The organism is Pseudomonas putida S13.1.2, assembly GCF_000498395.2.
Classification (GTDB): Bacteria; Pseudomonadota; Gammaproteobacteria; order Pseudomonadales; family Pseudomonadaceae; genus Aquipseudomonas; species Aquipseudomonas putida_Q.
Window position 1 is genome coordinate 3,939,330 of sequence record NZ_CP010979.1, and the last position, 14,206, is coordinate 3,953,535.

The following is a 14,206-nucleotide window of genomic DNA, read 5'->3' on the forward strand; positions in this document are numbered from 1 at the left end:
CGGTGGTGCCTTGCGCACCTCCGGCCGGCGATTACCACCATGAGCAAAGTCGACTTTTACATCCTGCCCACCGACTCGCTGTCGGCGCGGCTCGATTTCGCCTGCAAACTGTGCGAAAAGGCCTGGCGCCTCGGCCACCGGGTCTATCTGCATTGCCAGGATGAAGAACAGCGCAGCGAGCTGGACCTGCGTTTGTGGCGCTTCAAGGGCGAAGCCTTCGTGCCCCACGACCTGGCAGAGCAGCATGCCGATGCCGACGTGGCCCTGGGCGTGGCGGACAACGCAGGCGAGCACCGCGGCCTGCTGATCAACCTGGGGGCCGGCGTGCCGGGCTTCGTCGGCCAGTTCGAGCGGGTGGCCGAAATCGTGGTCGAAGAGCCTGGTATCCGCCAATCAGCCCGTGAGCGATTCCGTTTCTACCGTGAACAGGGCTATGCTCTGCAAGACCACCGCTTACAGCGACTTTGACGACGATGGACAAGCCCTCCCCTTTGCCCGACTCCGCCCATCTGCTCGATGACCTCGAGTCGATCCGCCAGCTGCTTGGCGACGCCGACCTGCAACCGCCGCTGCTGACCGAGACGGTGGAGCAGATCCCGTTGCTGCTGGAAGAGCCTGCCGGTAACCCTGCACCTAATGGCGAACCGATCGCTGTCCAGCCTGAGGAAGACCCGCAGACACGCCGGCAGGACACCCTGCTGCACCTCGAAAGCGAGCTGCGCGCCGCGGCGCAGATGATCATGCAGGACGTGATCAACGACTTTACCCCGCATATCGAGAACGAGATCAAGCGCCGGCTGGATGCGCGGATCGAGCGGTTGATCAAGCGTACCGAGTGATCGGAGCCACCTCTTCTGAAATAGCCACTGGCCTCATCGCCGGCAAGCCAGCTCCCACAAGTATTGCGCAAGGCCTGAAGCCAGCGCCCATCCTGTAGGAGCTGGCTTGCCGGCGATGAGGCCAGCCCACGCAACAAAGGACTAGCTGTCGCTTGCGGCCCCCAGCTTGGTTATACTTCCCGGCTTTCCCGAATAAATGCACAGGGTCCCGCCGCGCATGGATAAGACCTACCAGCCGCACGCCATCGAAACTTCCTGGTACAACACCTGGGAGTCCGAGAACTATTTCGCCCCACAAGGTGCAGGCGAGTCCTACACCATCATGATCCCGCCGCCGAACGTGACCGGCAGCCTGCACATGGGACACGGGTTCAACAACGCGATCATGGACGCCCTGATCCGTTTCCGCCGCATGCAAGGCCGCGACACCCTGTGGCAGCCAGGTACCGACCACGCCGGTATCGCCACCCAGATGCTGGTCGAGCGCCAGCTCGAAGCCAAGGGCCAGAACCGGCATGACCTGGGCCGCGAAAAGTTCCTGGAAAAGGTCTGGGAATGGAAGGACCAGTCCGGCGGTAATATCAGCCGCCAGATCCGCCGCCTGGGCTCGTCGGTAGACTGGAGCCGCGAGCGTTTCACCATGGACGACGGCCTGTCCGAAGCGGTCAAGGAAGCTTTCGTGCGCCTGCATGAAGACGGCCTGATCTACCGCGGCAAGCGCTTGGTCAACTGGGACACCAAGCTGCACACGGCCATCTCCGACCTCGAAGTGGAAAACCACGACGAAAAGGGCCACCTGTGGAACCTGCGCTACCCGCTGGCCGACGGCGCCAAGACCGCCGAGGGCCTGGACTACCTGGTGGTTGCCACCACCCGCCCGGAAACCCTGCTGGGTGACGCGGCCGTTGCGGTCAACCCCAATGACGAACGCTACCAGGCACTGATCGGCAAATTCGTCGAACTGCCGCTGGTTGGCCGCCGCATCCCGATCATCGCCGACGACTACTGCGACCCCGCGTTCGGTACCGGCTGCGTGAAGATCACCCCGGCTCACGACTTCAACGACTACGAAGTCGGCAAGCGCCACAACCTGCCGCTGCTGAACATCTTCGACAAGAATGCCTTCGTGCTGGCCAGCGCCCAGGCTTTCAACCTCGACGGCAGCGTCAACGAGCAGGTCGACACCCGCCTGCCGGCCCAGTACGCCAACCTCGACCGCTTCGTCGCGCGCAAGCAGATCGTTGCCGACCTGGACGCCCAGGGCCTGCTGGTGAGCATCGACGACCACGCCCTGAAAGTGCCGAAAGGCGACCGTTCGGGCACCGTCATCGAGCCGTGGCTGACCGACCAGTGGTACGTCTCCACCAAGCCGCTGGCAGAACCTGCCATCGCTGCCGTGGAAGATGGCCGCATCCAGTTCGTGCCCAAGCAGTACGAGAACATGTACTTCTCCTGGATGCGTGACATCCAGGACTGGTGCATCAGCCGCCAGCTGTGGTGGGGCCACCGCATCCCGGCGTGGTACGACGAGGCCGGCCAGGTCTATGTTGGCCGCGACGAAGCCGAAGTGCGTGCCAAGCACCACCTGGGCGCCGACGTGGCCCTGCGCCAGGACGACGACGTACTCGACACCTGGTTCAGCTCAGGCCTGTGGACCTTCTCCACCCTGGGCTGGCCGGAACAGACCGAGTTCCTCAAGAAGTTCCACTCCACCGATGTGCTGGTCACCGGCTTCGACATCATCTTCTTCTGGGTTGCGCGCATGATCATGCTGACCATGCACCTGATCAAGAACGAAGACGGCACCCCGCAAGTCCCGTTCAAGACCGTGTACGTGCACGGCCTGGTGCGTGACGGCCAGGGCCAGAAGATGTCCAAGTCCAAGGGCAACGTCCTCGACCCGCTGGACATCGTCGACGGCATTACCCTCGACGCCCTGCTGGAAAAACGCACCAGCGGCATGATGCAGCCCAAGCTTGCCGAGAAGATCGCCAAGCAGACCAAGGCCGAGTTCCCCGAAGGTATCGCCAGCTACGGCACCGACGCCCTGCGCTTCACCTTCTGCTCGCTGGCCTCCACTGGCCGCGACATCAAGTTCGACATGGGCCGCGTCGAAGGCTACCGCAACTTCTGCAACAAGATCTGGAACGCCGCCCGCTACGTGCTGGACAAAGGCGAAGACTGCGGCCAGAACGGCGAAGCCTACGAACTGTCGCTGGCTGATCGCTGGATCATCTCGCAGCTGCAACGCACCGAAGCCGAAGTGACCCGCCAGCTGGAGCAGTTCCGCTTCGACCTGGCCAGCCAGGCACTGTACGAGTTCATCTGGAACCAGTACTGCGACTGGTACCTGGAGCTGTCCAAGCCGGTACTGTGGGACGAAAACGCCCCGGTCGAGCGCGCCCGCGGCACCCGTCGCACCCTGGTGCGCGTACTGGAAGTGGCGCTGCGCCTGGCGCACCCGTTCATGCCGTTCATTACCGAAGAAATCTGGCAGCGCATCGCGCCGCTGGCCGGTATCGAAGGCAAGACCATCATGCTGCAGGCGTGGCCGGTGGCCAATGAAAGCCGCATCGACGTGGCTGCCGAAGGCGACATCGAGTGGCTGAAGGAACTGATGGTCGGCCTGCGCAATATCCGCGCCGAGATGAACATCGGCCCGGGCAAGCCGCTGCCGCTGTTCCTGAAGAACGCCAACGCCGACGACCAGCGCCGCCTGCACGAAAACGAAGCGCTGCTGAAGAAGCTGGCCAAGGTCGAGTCGTTCACCGTCCTCGGCGATGCCGACGAAGCGCCGCTGTCGGCCACTGCCCTGGTCGGTGACCTGCAAGTGCTGGTGCCAATGGCCGGCCTGATCGACAAGGATGCCGAGCTGGCGCGCCTGAACAAGGAAATCCAGCGCCTGCAAGGCGAAGTGCAACGTGTTGGCGGCAAGCTGTCCAACGCCGCCTTCGTCGACAAGGCACCGCCTGCGGTGATCGAGAAGGAACGGGCCAAGCTGGCCGAGTCCGAACAGGCCCTGGCCAACTTCACCGAGCAGCATGCGCGGATTGCAGCGCTGTAACAATCTGATAGACCGCTGGGGCCGCTTTGCGGCCCTCTCGCGACACAAGGCCGCTCCTACAGGGACGGCGCCGGTTTGGAGGGCGCCGCTATCCTGTAGGAGCGGCCTTGTGTCGCGAAAGGGCTGCAAAGCAGCCCCACGGCCTGCAACACCGGATCCGACCATGACTGAAAAACCCACCCTGCACCCGCGCAACCGCCACCAGGGCCGTTACGACTTCCCCAGCCTGATCAAGGCCCACCCTGACCTGGCCCGCTTCACCATCACCAACCCCCATGGCAAACCCAGCATCGACTTCGCCAACCCCGAAGCCGTGCGGGTGTTCAACCGTGCCCTGCTCAAGGCCCAGTACGGCATCCAGCACTGGGACATTCCCGCCGACTACCTGTGCCCGCCCATTCCCGGCCGCGCCGACTACATCCACGTGGCCGCCGACTTGTTGGCCGACGACAATGCGGGTGAGATCCCCAAGGGCGCCCAGGTGCGTGCGCTGGACATCGGCGTTGGCGCCAACTGCATTTACCCGCTGTTGGGGTACAGCGACTACCGCTGGCGCTTCCTCGGTTCGGACATTGACCCGGTGGCCCTGGCCTCGGCCAAGGCCATCGTCCAGGCCAATGGCCTGGGCAAGGCCATCGCCCTGCGCCAGCAGGCCAACCGCACGCATATCCTCAGCGGGTTGCTGCAGGACGACGACCGCTTCGACCTGACCCTGTGCAACCCGCCCTTCCATGCCTCGCGCGAGGAAGCCACCCGAGGCAGCCAGCGCAAGTGGAAGAACCTTGGCAAGCAGGACCCCAAGCGCAAGTTGCCGGTGCTGAACTTCGGCGGCCAGAACAATGAACTGTGGTGTGAAGGCGGTGAAATCCGCTTTGTCACCCAACTGGTTGGCGAAAGCGTGCAATACGCCGAGCAGGTCTTGTGGTTCACCAGCCTGGTATCCAAGGCCAGCAACCTCCCAGGCATCGAGGCTGCGCTGCGCAAAGCAGGCGCGAAGGCGGTGCGCATCAATGAAATGGGCCAGGGCCAGAAGCAGAGCCGCATGGTCGCCTGGAGTTTCCAGGACCAGGCCGCGCGGCAGGCCTGGCATGCCCGGCGTAAAACCCAGGCATGAAAAAACCGCGCCTGGGCAAGCCAGGCGCGGTTTTTTGTCAACGCTTCAACAATTACTTGTTGATGGCGTCGGTCAGCACTTTGGCTGGAACGAACTTGACGACTTTCTTGGCAGCGATTTCGATGGCAGCGCCAGTCGAAGGGTTGCGGCCGGTACGGGCAGGACGCTCGGAGACTTTCAGCTTGCCGATGCCTGGCAGAGTGATTTCAGCGCCGTTTTCCAGCTGGTCGGCAACGATCTGGCCCAGTTGCTCCAGAGCGTTTTTAGCGGTGGCTTTTGGCGCGGCGATCGATTCGGCGATGTCGGCAATCAGTTGGTCTTTGGTCAATGCCATGGTGATGTTCCTTCCCTATCAAATTCGATGGTTATGCAGCGAACTACGACGTTATCGGGCCAGCCCCTTACAGTGGAGGGCCGCGCCAATCGCGTATGTAGATACGTAAATCGGCGTTTGGTTCGACACGACGACAGCACGCTGCCAGCACTGCGCCACACGAGGGGCGCAAGACCGCGCAAAACTACCACAGGAATGGATAAATATCCGCTGCGCACTTCGATTTAATGCAGGTTTTTCGGGGGTTTTAGCCTAAAACGCACAAAACTGAACAAAAAACGAACAACCGACATATCTGCCAACATACGGCCACTGCATCACCTTGTGTCTAGGGTAAACTTGACGCCTTTTGCAGCTCGCCGAGAATCCCATGCCAATCCGTCATTGCATCGTTCACCTGATCGACAAAAAGCCCGATGGCAGCCCCGCTGTATTGCATGCCCGCGACGCCGAGCTGGCGGCTTCCGACGCCATCGAAAACCTGCTGGCTGACCTCAACGACAGTTACAACGCCAAGCAGGGCAAGGCCTGGGGGTTCTTCCACGGTGAGTCGGGGGCCTATCCGCTGAGTGGCTGGCTGAAGCAGTACCTCGACGAGGAAAAGGACTTCACCGCCTTCAGCCGTGTGGCCGTGGAGCACCTGCAAAAGCTGATGGAAGAGTCCAACCTGTCCACCGGCGGCCACACCCTGTTTGCCCACTACCAGCAAGGCATGACCGAGTATCTGGCGATTGCCCTGCTGCACCACAGCGAAGGCGTGGCAGTGAACGCCGAGCTTGATGTGACGCCTTCGCGCCACCTCGACCTTGGCCAGCTGCACCTGGCAGCGCGCATCAACCTGTCGGAATGGAAGAACAACAAAAGCTCCAAGCAGTACATTTCGTTCATCAAGGGCAAGAACGGCAAAAAGGTCTCGGACTATTTCCGCGACTTCATCGGCTGCCAGGAAGGTGTCGACGGCCCAGGCGAAACCCGCACCCTGCTCAAGGCCTTCAGTGACTTCGTCGAGAGCGAAGACCTGCCGGAAGAGTCCGCCCGCGAAAAGACCCAGACCCTGGTCGAGTACGCTACCACCCAGACCAAGCTGGGCGAGCCGGTGACGCTGGAAGAGCTGTCCAGCCTGATCGACGAAGACCGGCCCAAGGCGTTCTACGACCATATCCGCAACAAGGATTACGGTCTGTCTCCGGAAATCCCGGCAGACAAACGCACCCTCAACCAGTTCCGCCGCTTCACCGGGCGTGCCGAGGGGCTGTCGATCAGCTTCGAGGCGCACTTGCTGGGCGACAAGGTGGAGTATGACGAGGCGGCAGGCACACTGATCATCAAGGGCCTGCCTACAACGCTGGTGGACCAGCTGAAGCGGCGCAAGGATTGAGGGGCCTTGGGGCTGCTTTGCAGCCCATCGCGACACAAGGCCGCTCCTACAAGAACCGCAATCGCCTGTAGGAGCGGCCTTAATGGGCAGCCGTGCGATAGGAAGCCACCAATGCCTCCTTGGCCGACTTGCGCAGCCGCTTCACCAACCGCTCCTGGCGCAAGGCCTCGCCTTTGTCGGGCCATTGCTCCACATACACCAACGCCTGCGCCGGGCTGGTCTTGAAATAGCGCGCGCCCTGCCCTTTCTGATGCGCGGCAAACCGACGCTGCGGGTCATCACTGATGCCACAGTACAACGAGCCGTTGGCAGCCCTTACCAGGTAGACATACCAGGGTTTGCCAACCACCGTTTCGACGACATCACTCACCCTGGGCCTGCTGGAATGCGCGCAACCCCTTGAATGCCTGCAAGCGCACCTTGTTCTGCACCAATGGCGACCAGCCCAGCAACATACCCGGCACACCCAGAGCCTGGCGCGACCAGCGCCACAGGTCGAAGGTGTCGTCATGCTGGCAGATCAACCCATCGCGAATGACAAACCGTGCCTGGATGTCGTTGACCACAACGCGGCCGGTCTGGCTGAACAGGTAGGTCGCCACCCAGTGCGCGCCGCCACTGCGCTCGTCGGCGCGCACACTGTCGAATGCCAGGGTGAAGTCTTTGGCGCGGGCGGTGAGCATGCGCCACATGTCCCCTGCATCCTTGCCGCGCAGGGTGCCGAAAACCGGGTCGCTGAAAACGATATCGTCGCTGTAGCAGGCCACCATAGCCTCGGCGTCCAGGCGCTGGAAGGCCTGGTAGAAACGGGTGATCAGGTCGCGGTTGGCGTCACTCATGGGGCAGGTCCGTCCTGGGCTGGAAAGCAGCACGATAATCTGCCCCGACGGCTTACGCCAGTAGACTCAGACCTTCTCGCTGGTCACCTGCACATGCAAAGCCCGCCCGGCACCCAGCCCGAACACGATGGCGCCAATACCCAGCACAGCAAAGATCCACCCCACTGCTGCCCAGCCCCCGGTCAGGTCATGCACCAGGCCCACCGCAAACGGCCCCATCGACGCCAGGGTGTAACCCACCCCCTGGGCCATGCTCGACAGGTTCGCCGCCACATGGGCATCTTTCGAGCGCAGCACGATCAAGGTCAGCGCCAGGGCAAAGGTGCCGCCCTGCCCCAGACCCAGTACCACAGCCCATGCCCACAGCCCGGACAACGGTGCATACAGGCAACCGAACAGGCCAGCCAGGGTAATCAGCATGACCAGCACGATCGCCAGCCGCTGGTCCTTGCCACGGGTGGCCAGCCAAGGCGCACTGAGCGAGCTGACCAGTTGCACGATCACCGACCCCGACAATACCAGGCCCGCCTCGGTCGGGCTCAGGCCGCGGCCGATGAGGATCGATGGCAACCAACCGAACACGATGTAAGCCAGCGACGACTGCAGGCCCATGTACAGGGTCACCTGCCAGGCCAACGGGTCACGCCACAGGCCACGCACGCGATAGGCCACCTTGTGCAGGCCATGCCCCTGCCGGGCCTGCGGCAGCCACACCAACATGGCCAGCAACGCCGGCAGCACCCAGAAGCCCAGCCCCACTGTCCAGCTACCCCCGAAATGCTGGGCCAAAGGCACAGTCGCCCCTGCCGCCATGGCAGCCCCCAGGCACAGCGCCATGGTGTACACGCCAGTCAACGTGCCCGCGTGCTGTGGAAAGTCGCGTTTGACGATGCCAGGCAACAGCACGCCGATGATGCCGATGCTGGCCCCCGCCATCAGGCTGCCGAGGAACACCCCGATAGCCCCAAAGGTGCTGCGTACCACGATGCCAAGCGCCAGGGTGAGGAGGATGCCTAGCACCACCCGCTCGCTGCCAAAGCGCCGCGCCAGCACCGGCGCCAAGGGTGCGAACAGGCCAAGGCAGAGCACGGGCAAGGTGGTCAGCAATCCAGCCTGCGAAGCATTCAGCCCCAGGCCCTCGGACACCTGCGCCAGCACCGGAGCCATGCTCGACAGCGCCGGGCGCAGGTTCAATGCAACCAGCACCAGGCCAAGCAACAATAGCCAGGGCCGCCGCAACACCATAGGCTGTTGCTGAACCTGCTCGTCGTCAGCTTCAGCGTCGATCAGCAGCTCATCAAGGTCCCGCTCGTTGCGCGGGGTGTTACGGGTAATGGATTCAGCCATGGCCTTCTCGGAGTCAGGATTCGATGAGGGTACGGCTCAGGCGCTTGGCCCGTTCCGCATCACGTTGTTCGATGGCGTCGAGGATTTGCCCATGCAGATCGAACGTGGCCTGGCAACGCGGCACGGTCGCCATGTTGTGCTGCAGGGCGGCAGCCACCACACCGGAAAAGTACCGGTACAGCTCGCTTAATGCCGGGTTGTGGGCGGCATCGACCAGCCGCTGGTGAAACACCAGGTCACACGCTACATAGGCATCGACATCCCCGTGGAAGTGCCCGGCACTGCCGACCAGGGCATCGCGCAGCGCTTGCAGGTCGGCATCGGTACGGCGCAACGCCGCCAGGCCGATGGCCTCGGCTTCCAGGATGTGGCGGGTTTCACGGGCCTGCTCCGGGCTGCAACGGGACATTGCCTGCACCGCCTGCAAGGGGTCTTGCGCCGTGCGCAGGTAACTGCCGTCGCCTTGGCGAACTTCCACGAGGCCACTGAAGGCCAGCACGCGCATGGCCTCACGCACGGTGTTGCGGCTGATGCCCAGTTGAAGGGCCAGCTCCGGCTCGGTCGGCAAACGCTGGCCGACTTGCCAATCGCCCATCACGATGCGCTCGCGCATGCGCTCCACGGCCAGCTCAACCAGAGAACGCTTGGTTAACTCGGCACTCATCTCACTCAACCAATCATCCGATGAATTCGCACAGCTTACGGGATACCGGGCAACCCCGCAAACCACCTGGTATTTCTGCCAGTTGTGAACAAAACCCTTTGTTGCAACGCTCGTGGCGTACTTTCAAGGATGTATTTACATGCGACTAGCGAGCCTGCTGTTACTGCTGTTTCTGGCCATGCTGCCAGGTTGCGATCCGGCCAAACACCCGAGCCGCCCCAAAGCCTTGTTCATCGGGCTCGACGGTGTGCAGTTGGAGCAATACCTGCAGTTGGGCGACGCCACCAACCTGAAACAACGGCTGTACTACGGCAAGGCGTACACGGGGGGGATCAGTGGCAAATCCAGCGAGCAACCCACCCTGAGCGGCCCCGGCTGGGCCACCTTGCTGACGGGCGTGTGGAGCAACAAGCATGGCGTTGACTCTGACGCCGACTCGCAACGCATAAACCCGGCGTTCCCCAGTCTGTTCAAGCGGCTACGCCAAGCCTTCCCCAATGCCTACCTCTCCAGCATCGTCAACTGGTCCCCCATCAACACGGCATTCTTGCTGGAGGACGCCCATGGCGCCGACGTACGCGAAAGTGGTTTGTCGGATGAACAAGTGATCGAGCGAACGCTGCATGTCCTGGGCAACACACCCGCAGACTTCACCTTTATTCAACTGGACGAACCTGACCAGATCGGCCATGACAAGGGTCACGGCGAGCACTATCAGCAGGCATTGCGCAATGCCGACAGCCAGATCGGGCGGTTATTGGACAAGGTAGATAAGCGACGTCGGATGTTCCCGCAGGAAGACTGGCTGGTAGTCGTCAGCACCGACCACGGTCGGGATTATTGGGGGAAAGGCCATGGCAGCGCTTCGGAGCAGGAAAAGAGCATCTTCATCGCCAGCAACAAGCCGTTGAATCAGGAGCTGACCACTCCGAGTATTCCTGCGGAAATGCCCGGGCCCAACAACCTGTACGGGCTACCCGCACAGACCTCGGTAGCGCCCACGGTGCTGCGCCACATGGGCCTCAAGCTGCAGCCGGAATGGCTACTGGACGGCACACCTTTACTGGGCAAGACCGGTGTACGCAAGGCTCGGGCCGATGAGAGCAAAAGCCGGCTGCGCTGGAACAGCAACGCCAATGGCTATCTGACGATTATCAAGAACGGGCATGTGGTTGCCCAGGTTACGGCTAGCGACGGGCAATGGACTGATCCACAGGGAATGGGGCAGCAGAACGATTACGTGCTGGTGTTTGATGGCACCCCGGCGGCGGTGCGCAACCGGCCGGAGGCCAAGGCTTTTGTGATCGAAGAGAGTAGCTATTAGATGCTGTGGGAGCGGGCTTGCGCAACGAATGGGAGCACGCGGTGCCTGGCACCGGCTTTGCCGGTGTTCGCGGGACAAGCCCGCTCCCACAGGGCCCTGCTAAATCAAAGAGTTAGCGGTTGCCCCGTGGCAGCGCAGGGCTACTAACCTTGTCAGTTCAACGCATCGAGCAGCGCCTGGTTCATCTCTGGCGTGCCGATGGTAATACGCAGGAACTGGGCAATGCGTGGCTGCTTGAAGTGGCGCACGATCACACCTTGCTCGCGCAGACGTGCAGCCAGCTCGCCGGCATCCTGCTGCGGGTGGCGAGCGAAGATGAAGTTGGCGGCCGAGGGCAGTACCTCGAAGCCCTTGGCCTCAAGCTGCCCGACCAACACTTCGCGGCTGTCGATCACCTTGCGGCAGGTTTCCTCGAAGTACTCGCGGTCTTCAAACGCTACCGCTGCGCCAACGATCGCTGCACGGTCCAGCGGATAGGAGTTGAAGCTGTTCTTGATCCGCTCCAGCGCCTCGATCAGGTCCGGGTGCCCGACCGCCAGACCAACGCGCAGGCCGGCCAGCGAGCGCGACTTCGACAGAGTCTGGGTCACCAGCAGATTGTCGTAGCGGTCCACCAGGCTGATGGCCGTCTCGCCACCGAAATCAATGTAGGCCTCATCGACCACCACCACCGAGTCACGGTTGGCCTGCAGCAACTGCTCCACCGCCTGCAGCGGCATCAGGCAGCCAGTGGGCGCGTTGGGGTTGGGGAAGATGATGCCGGCGTTGGGCTTGCTGTAGTCCTCGATGCGAATCTGGAACTGCTCATCCAGCGCCACCTGCTCGAAGGCAATACCGTACAGCCCGCAATAGACCGGGTAGAAGCTGTAGCTGATGTCCGGGAACAGCAACGGCGCATCGTGCTGGAACAGGCCATGGAAGATGTGCGCCAGCACCTCGTCCGAGCCGTTGCCGACAAACACTTGCGCCGGGGTCACGCCGTAGTACTCGGCAACCGCCTGCTTCAGCCGGTCGCCGTTCGGATCCGGGTACAGGCGCAGGTTGTCGTTCAGCTCGCCACGCATGGCCTCCAGCGCCTTGGGCGACGGGCCGTAGGGGTTTTCATTGGTGTTGAGCTTGACCAGACGGGCCAGCTTGGGTTGCTCGCCCGGCACGTAAGGCACCAGGTCCTTGACGAAGGGGCTCCAGAATCGACTCATGCTCAGTTCCCCTTCTCTTGGGTCAGGATACGGTATTCAGCACTGCGCGCGTGGGCGGTCAGCGACTCGCCACGGGCCAGGACCGAAGCGGTATGACCCAGCTCGGACGCGCCCTGCTCGGAGCAGAAGATGATCGACGAACGCTTCTGGAAGTCATACACCCCCAGCGGCGACGAGAAACGCGCGGTGCCGGAGGTAGGCAGCACGTGGTTGGGGCCGGCGCAGTAATCGCCCAGCGCTTCGCTGGTGTGGCGGCCCATGAAAATCGCGCCAGCATGGCGAATGTGCGGCAGCCAGGCTTGTGGGTCGGCCACCGACAGCTCCAGGTGTTCCGGGGCGATGCGGTTGGCCACTTCCATGGCCTGTTGCATGTCACGCACCTGGATCAGTGCACCACGGCCATTGATCGACTTCTCGATGATCTCGGCACGCTCCATGGTTGGCAGCAGCTTGCCGATGCTGGCGGCAACGCGGTCGAGGAACGCGGCATCAGGGCTGACCAGAATGGCCTGGGCGTCTTCGTCGTGCTCGGCCTGGGAGAACAGGTCCATGGCGATCCAGTCCGGGTCGGTCTGGCCGTCGCATACCACGAGGATTTCCGACGGCCCGGCGATCATGTCGATGCCTACCTGGCCGAACACGTGGCGTTTGGCGGTGGCCACGTAGATGTTGCCCGGGCCGACGATCTTGTCCACCTGCGGCACGCTTTCGGTGCCGTAGGCCAGCGCAGCGACAGCCTGGGCGCCCCCGACGGTGAACACGCGGTCCACACCGGCGATGCAGGCGGCAGCCAGCACCAGTTCGTTGACCTCACCACGCGGGGTTGGCACCACCATCACCACTTCGGCCACGCCGGCAACCTTGGCCGGAATGGCGTTCATCAGCACCGACGACGGGTACGACGCCTTCCCGCCCGGCACATACAGGCCAGCACGGTCCAGCGGGGTTACCTTCTGGCCCAGCACCGTGCCGTCGGCCTCGGTGTACTGCCAGGAGTCCTGCTTCTGCCGTTCGTGGTAGATGCGCACACGGTTGGCGGCCTTTTCCAGGGCTTCGCGCTGGGCCGGGGTAATGCGGGTCAGGGCCAGCTCAAGGCGCTCGCGACCAAGAATCAGGTCATCGATGCTGTTGGCAGCAACGCCGTCGAAACGCTGGGTGAACTCCACCAGTGCCGCATCGCCGCGCTCGCGCACGCCCTTGATAATGTCGAGCACGCGCTGGTTGACCGCGTCATCGGACACACTTTCCCAGCTCAGCAGATGATCCAGATGTCGGGCGAAATCCGGATCGGCAGCGTTGAGACGGGCAATTGCAGTGGACACGGTCATGGCGAGGGCCTCGATTATTAGCGAATGCTCAGGCGCCCTAGGCTACCAGTCCATCCGCGCGGGCACCCGAGAAAAGTGGCTATGACGCGGATAGACGGGCGCGACAGCGAAGGTCGCGCGCAGGGAGTCAGCCGCGGTGTCGCGATTCGACCGCTTCGCGCAGCGTGTCGATCAGGCTCTGGATACGGGCGTGCTGCATTTTCATGGAGGCCTTGTTGACCACCAGGCGCGAGCTGATCGTGGCGATCAGGTCCTGGGGCTCCAGGCCGTTGGCACGCAGGGTGTTGCCGGTGTCGACCACGTCGATGATCTTGTCGGCGAGGTTGATCAGCGGTGCCAGTTCCATCGAACCATACAGCTTGATGATGTCAACCTGACGGCCCTGTTCGGCATAGTAGCGCTTGGCTACGTTGACGAACTTGGTGGCCACGCGCAGGCGGCCTTTGGGCTCGGGCGCGCCGACCACACCGGCAGTCATCAGCTTGCACTGGGCAATCTGCAGGTCCAGGGGTTCGTACATACCCTGGCCGCCGTACTCCATCAGCACGTCCTTGCCGGCCACACCCAGGTCGGCGGCACCATGCTCGACATAGGTCGGCACGTCGGTGGCACGCACGATCAGCAGGCGCACATCGTCCTGCGTGGTGGGGATGATCAGTTTGCGGCTCTTGTCCGGGTTCTCGGTCGGCACGATACCGGCCTCGGCCAGCAACGGCAGGGTATCGTCGAGAATACGGCCTTTGGAAAGCGCGATGGTCAACATTGGAACGTCGGTC

At 62.8% G+C, this 14,206-nt stretch carries 14 protein-coding genes; 6 read left to right on the forward strand and 8 right to left on the reverse strand.

Annotated features, from left to right (window positions below; translation table 11 throughout):
• The first annotated feature begins 39 nt into the window (after nucleotides 1–39).
• The 4 genes from N805_RS17415 (at nucleotide 40) to rlmF (ending at nucleotide 5,017) form a co-directional block, all read left to right on the forward strand.
• On the forward strand, nucleotides 40–468 hold the full coding sequence (locus tag N805_RS17415) for a DNA polymerase III subunit chi (protein ID WP_019471765.1): 429 nt from the start codon (nucleotides 40–42) through the stop codon (nucleotides 466–468).
• A 5-nt stretch (nucleotides 469–473) separates the two neighbouring features.
• A complete protein-coding gene (locus N805_RS17420) occupies nucleotides 474–839 on the forward strand; it encodes a hypothetical protein (protein WP_019471766.1) in 366 nt (121 codons plus the stop codon).
• 217 nt (nucleotides 840–1,056) lie between these two features.
• Nucleotides 1,057–3,903, forward strand: coding sequence for a valine--tRNA ligase (locus tag N805_RS17425; RefSeq protein ID WP_028614168.1), 2,847 nt, complete (start codon nucleotides 1,057–1,059; stop codon nucleotides 3,901–3,903).
• A 163-nt stretch (nucleotides 3,904–4,066) separates the two neighbouring features.
• On the forward strand, nucleotides 4,067–5,017 hold the full coding sequence (gene rlmF, locus N805_RS17430) for a 23S rRNA (adenine(1618)-N(6))-methyltransferase RlmF (RefSeq protein WP_019471350.1): 951 nt from the start codon (nucleotides 4,067–4,069) through the stop codon (nucleotides 5,015–5,017).
• A gap of 52 nt (nucleotides 5,018–5,069) precedes the next feature.
• Here rlmF and N805_RS17435 read toward each other — a convergent pair whose 3' ends face one another.
• Nucleotides 5,070–5,351 carry an HU family DNA-binding protein gene (locus tag N805_RS17435; RefSeq protein WP_003255106.1) on the reverse strand — a complete coding sequence of 94 codons (282 nt, stop codon included), beginning with the start codon at nucleotides 5,349–5,351 and terminating at the stop codon, nucleotides 5,070–5,072.
• 370 nt (nucleotides 5,352–5,721) lie between these two features.
• On the opposite strand from N805_RS17435, the gene yejK reads away from it, so the two are divergent.
• Nucleotides 5,722–6,729, forward strand: a complete 1,008-nt coding sequence (gene yejK, locus N805_RS17440; RefSeq protein ID WP_019471351.1) for a nucleoid-associated protein YejK — start codon at nucleotides 5,722–5,724, stop codon at nucleotides 6,727–6,729.
• Between the two features lie 79 nt (nucleotides 6,730–6,808).
• Here yejK and N805_RS17445 read toward each other — a convergent pair whose 3' ends face one another.
• The 4 genes from N805_RS17445 to N805_RS17460 all read right to left on the reverse strand — a co-directional run bounded on the left by N805_RS17445 (nucleotide 6,809) and on the right by N805_RS17460 (nucleotide 9,579).
• The gene (locus N805_RS17445; RefSeq protein WP_019471352.1) at nucleotides 6,809–7,099 is read right to left on the reverse strand and encodes a GIY-YIG nuclease family protein; all 291 of its coding nucleotides are present in this window, start codon (nucleotides 7,097–7,099) and stop codon (nucleotides 6,809–6,811) included.
• A complete protein-coding gene (locus tag N805_RS17450; protein WP_019471353.1) occupies nucleotides 7,092–7,568 on the reverse strand; it encodes a nuclear transport factor 2 family protein in 477 nt (158 codons plus the stop codon). The genes N805_RS17445 and N805_RS17450 overlap by 8 nt, the downstream gene beginning before the upstream one ends.
• Nucleotides 7,569–7,634: 66 nt before the next feature.
• Nucleotides 7,635–8,915 carry a CynX/NimT family MFS transporter gene (locus tag N805_RS17455; protein WP_019471354.1) on the reverse strand — a complete coding sequence of 427 codons (1,281 nt, stop codon included), beginning with the start codon at nucleotides 8,913–8,915 and terminating at the stop codon, nucleotides 7,635–7,637.
• A 13-nt stretch (nucleotides 8,916–8,928) separates the two neighbouring features.
• Entirely contained in the window at nucleotides 8,929–9,579 is a 651-nt protein-coding gene (locus N805_RS17460; RefSeq protein WP_019471355.1) for a FadR/GntR family transcriptional regulator, read from the reverse strand.
• Nucleotides 9,580–9,718: 139 nt separating this feature from the next.
• Between N805_RS17460 and N805_RS17465 the strand changes: the two genes are divergently transcribed.
• A complete protein-coding gene (locus tag N805_RS17465) occupies nucleotides 9,719–10,903 on the forward strand; it encodes an alkaline phosphatase family protein (RefSeq protein WP_019471356.1) in 1,185 nt (394 codons plus the stop codon).
• 152 nt (nucleotides 10,904–11,055) lie between these two features.
• Here N805_RS17465 and hisC read toward each other — a convergent pair whose 3' ends face one another.
• The 3 genes from hisC to hisG all read right to left on the reverse strand — a co-directional run bounded on the left by hisC (nucleotide 11,056) and on the right by hisG (nucleotide 14,193).
• Complete coding sequence (hisC, locus tag N805_RS17470) at nucleotides 11,056–12,102, reverse strand: histidinol-phosphate transaminase (protein WP_019471357.1); 1,047 nt, start codon at nucleotides 12,100–12,102, stop codon at nucleotides 11,056–11,058.
• Between the two features lie 2 nt (nucleotides 12,103–12,104).
• A complete protein-coding gene (gene hisD, locus N805_RS17475; RefSeq protein ID WP_019471358.1) occupies nucleotides 12,105–13,430 on the reverse strand; it encodes a histidinol dehydrogenase in 1,326 nt (441 codons plus the stop codon).
• Between the two features lie 127 nt (nucleotides 13,431–13,557).
• On the reverse strand, nucleotides 13,558–14,193 hold the full coding sequence (gene hisG, locus N805_RS17480) for an ATP phosphoribosyltransferase (protein WP_019471359.1): 636 nt from the start codon (nucleotides 14,191–14,193) through the stop codon (nucleotides 13,558–13,560).
• Between the last annotated feature and the right edge of the window lie 13 nt (nucleotides 14,194–14,206).

Coding starts and splice junctions, on each gene's coding strand:
- N805_RS17420 (WP_019471766.1), top strand. CDS start 474: ATGGACAAGCCCTCCCCTTTGCCCGACTCCGCCCATCTGCTCGATGAC.
- N805_RS17415 (WP_019471765.1), top strand. CDS start 40: ATGAGCAAAGTCGACTTTTACATCCTGCCCACCGACTCGCTGTCGGCG.
- N805_RS17450 (WP_019471353.1), bottom strand. CDS start 7,568: ATGAGTGACGCCAACCGCGACCTGATCACCCGTTTCTACCAGGCCTTC.
- N805_RS17435 (WP_003255106.1), bottom strand. CDS start 5,351: ATGGCATTGACCAAAGACCAACTGATTGCCGACATCGCCGAATCGATC.
- rlmF (WP_019471350.1), top strand. CDS start 4,067: ATGACTGAAAAACCCACCCTGCACCCGCGCAACCGCCACCAGGGCCGT.
- N805_RS17465 (WP_019471356.1), top strand. CDS start 9,719: ATGCGACTAGCGAGCCTGCTGTTACTGCTGTTTCTGGCCATGCTGCCA.
- N805_RS17455 (WP_019471354.1), bottom strand. CDS start 8,915: ATGGCTGAATCCATTACCCGTAACACCCCGCGCAACGAGCGGGACCTT.
- hisD (WP_019471358.1), bottom strand. CDS start 13,430: ATGACCGTGTCCACTGCAATTGCCCGTCTCAACGCTGCCGATCCGGAT.
- hisC (WP_019471357.1), bottom strand. CDS start 12,102: ATGAGTCGATTCTGGAGCCCCTTCGTCAAGGACCTGGTGCCTTACGTG.
- N805_RS17425 (WP_028614168.1), top strand. CDS start 1,057: ATGGATAAGACCTACCAGCCGCACGCCATCGAAACTTCCTGGTACAAC.
- N805_RS17460 (WP_019471355.1), bottom strand. CDS start 9,579: ATGAGTGCCGAGTTAACCAAGCGTTCTCTGGTTGAGCTGGCCGTGGAG.
- hisG (WP_019471359.1), bottom strand. CDS start 14,193: ATGTTGACCATCGCGCTTTCCAAAGGCCGTATTCTCGACGATACCCTG.
- yejK (WP_019471351.1), top strand. CDS start 5,722: ATGCCAATCCGTCATTGCATCGTTCACCTGATCGACAAAAAGCCCGAT.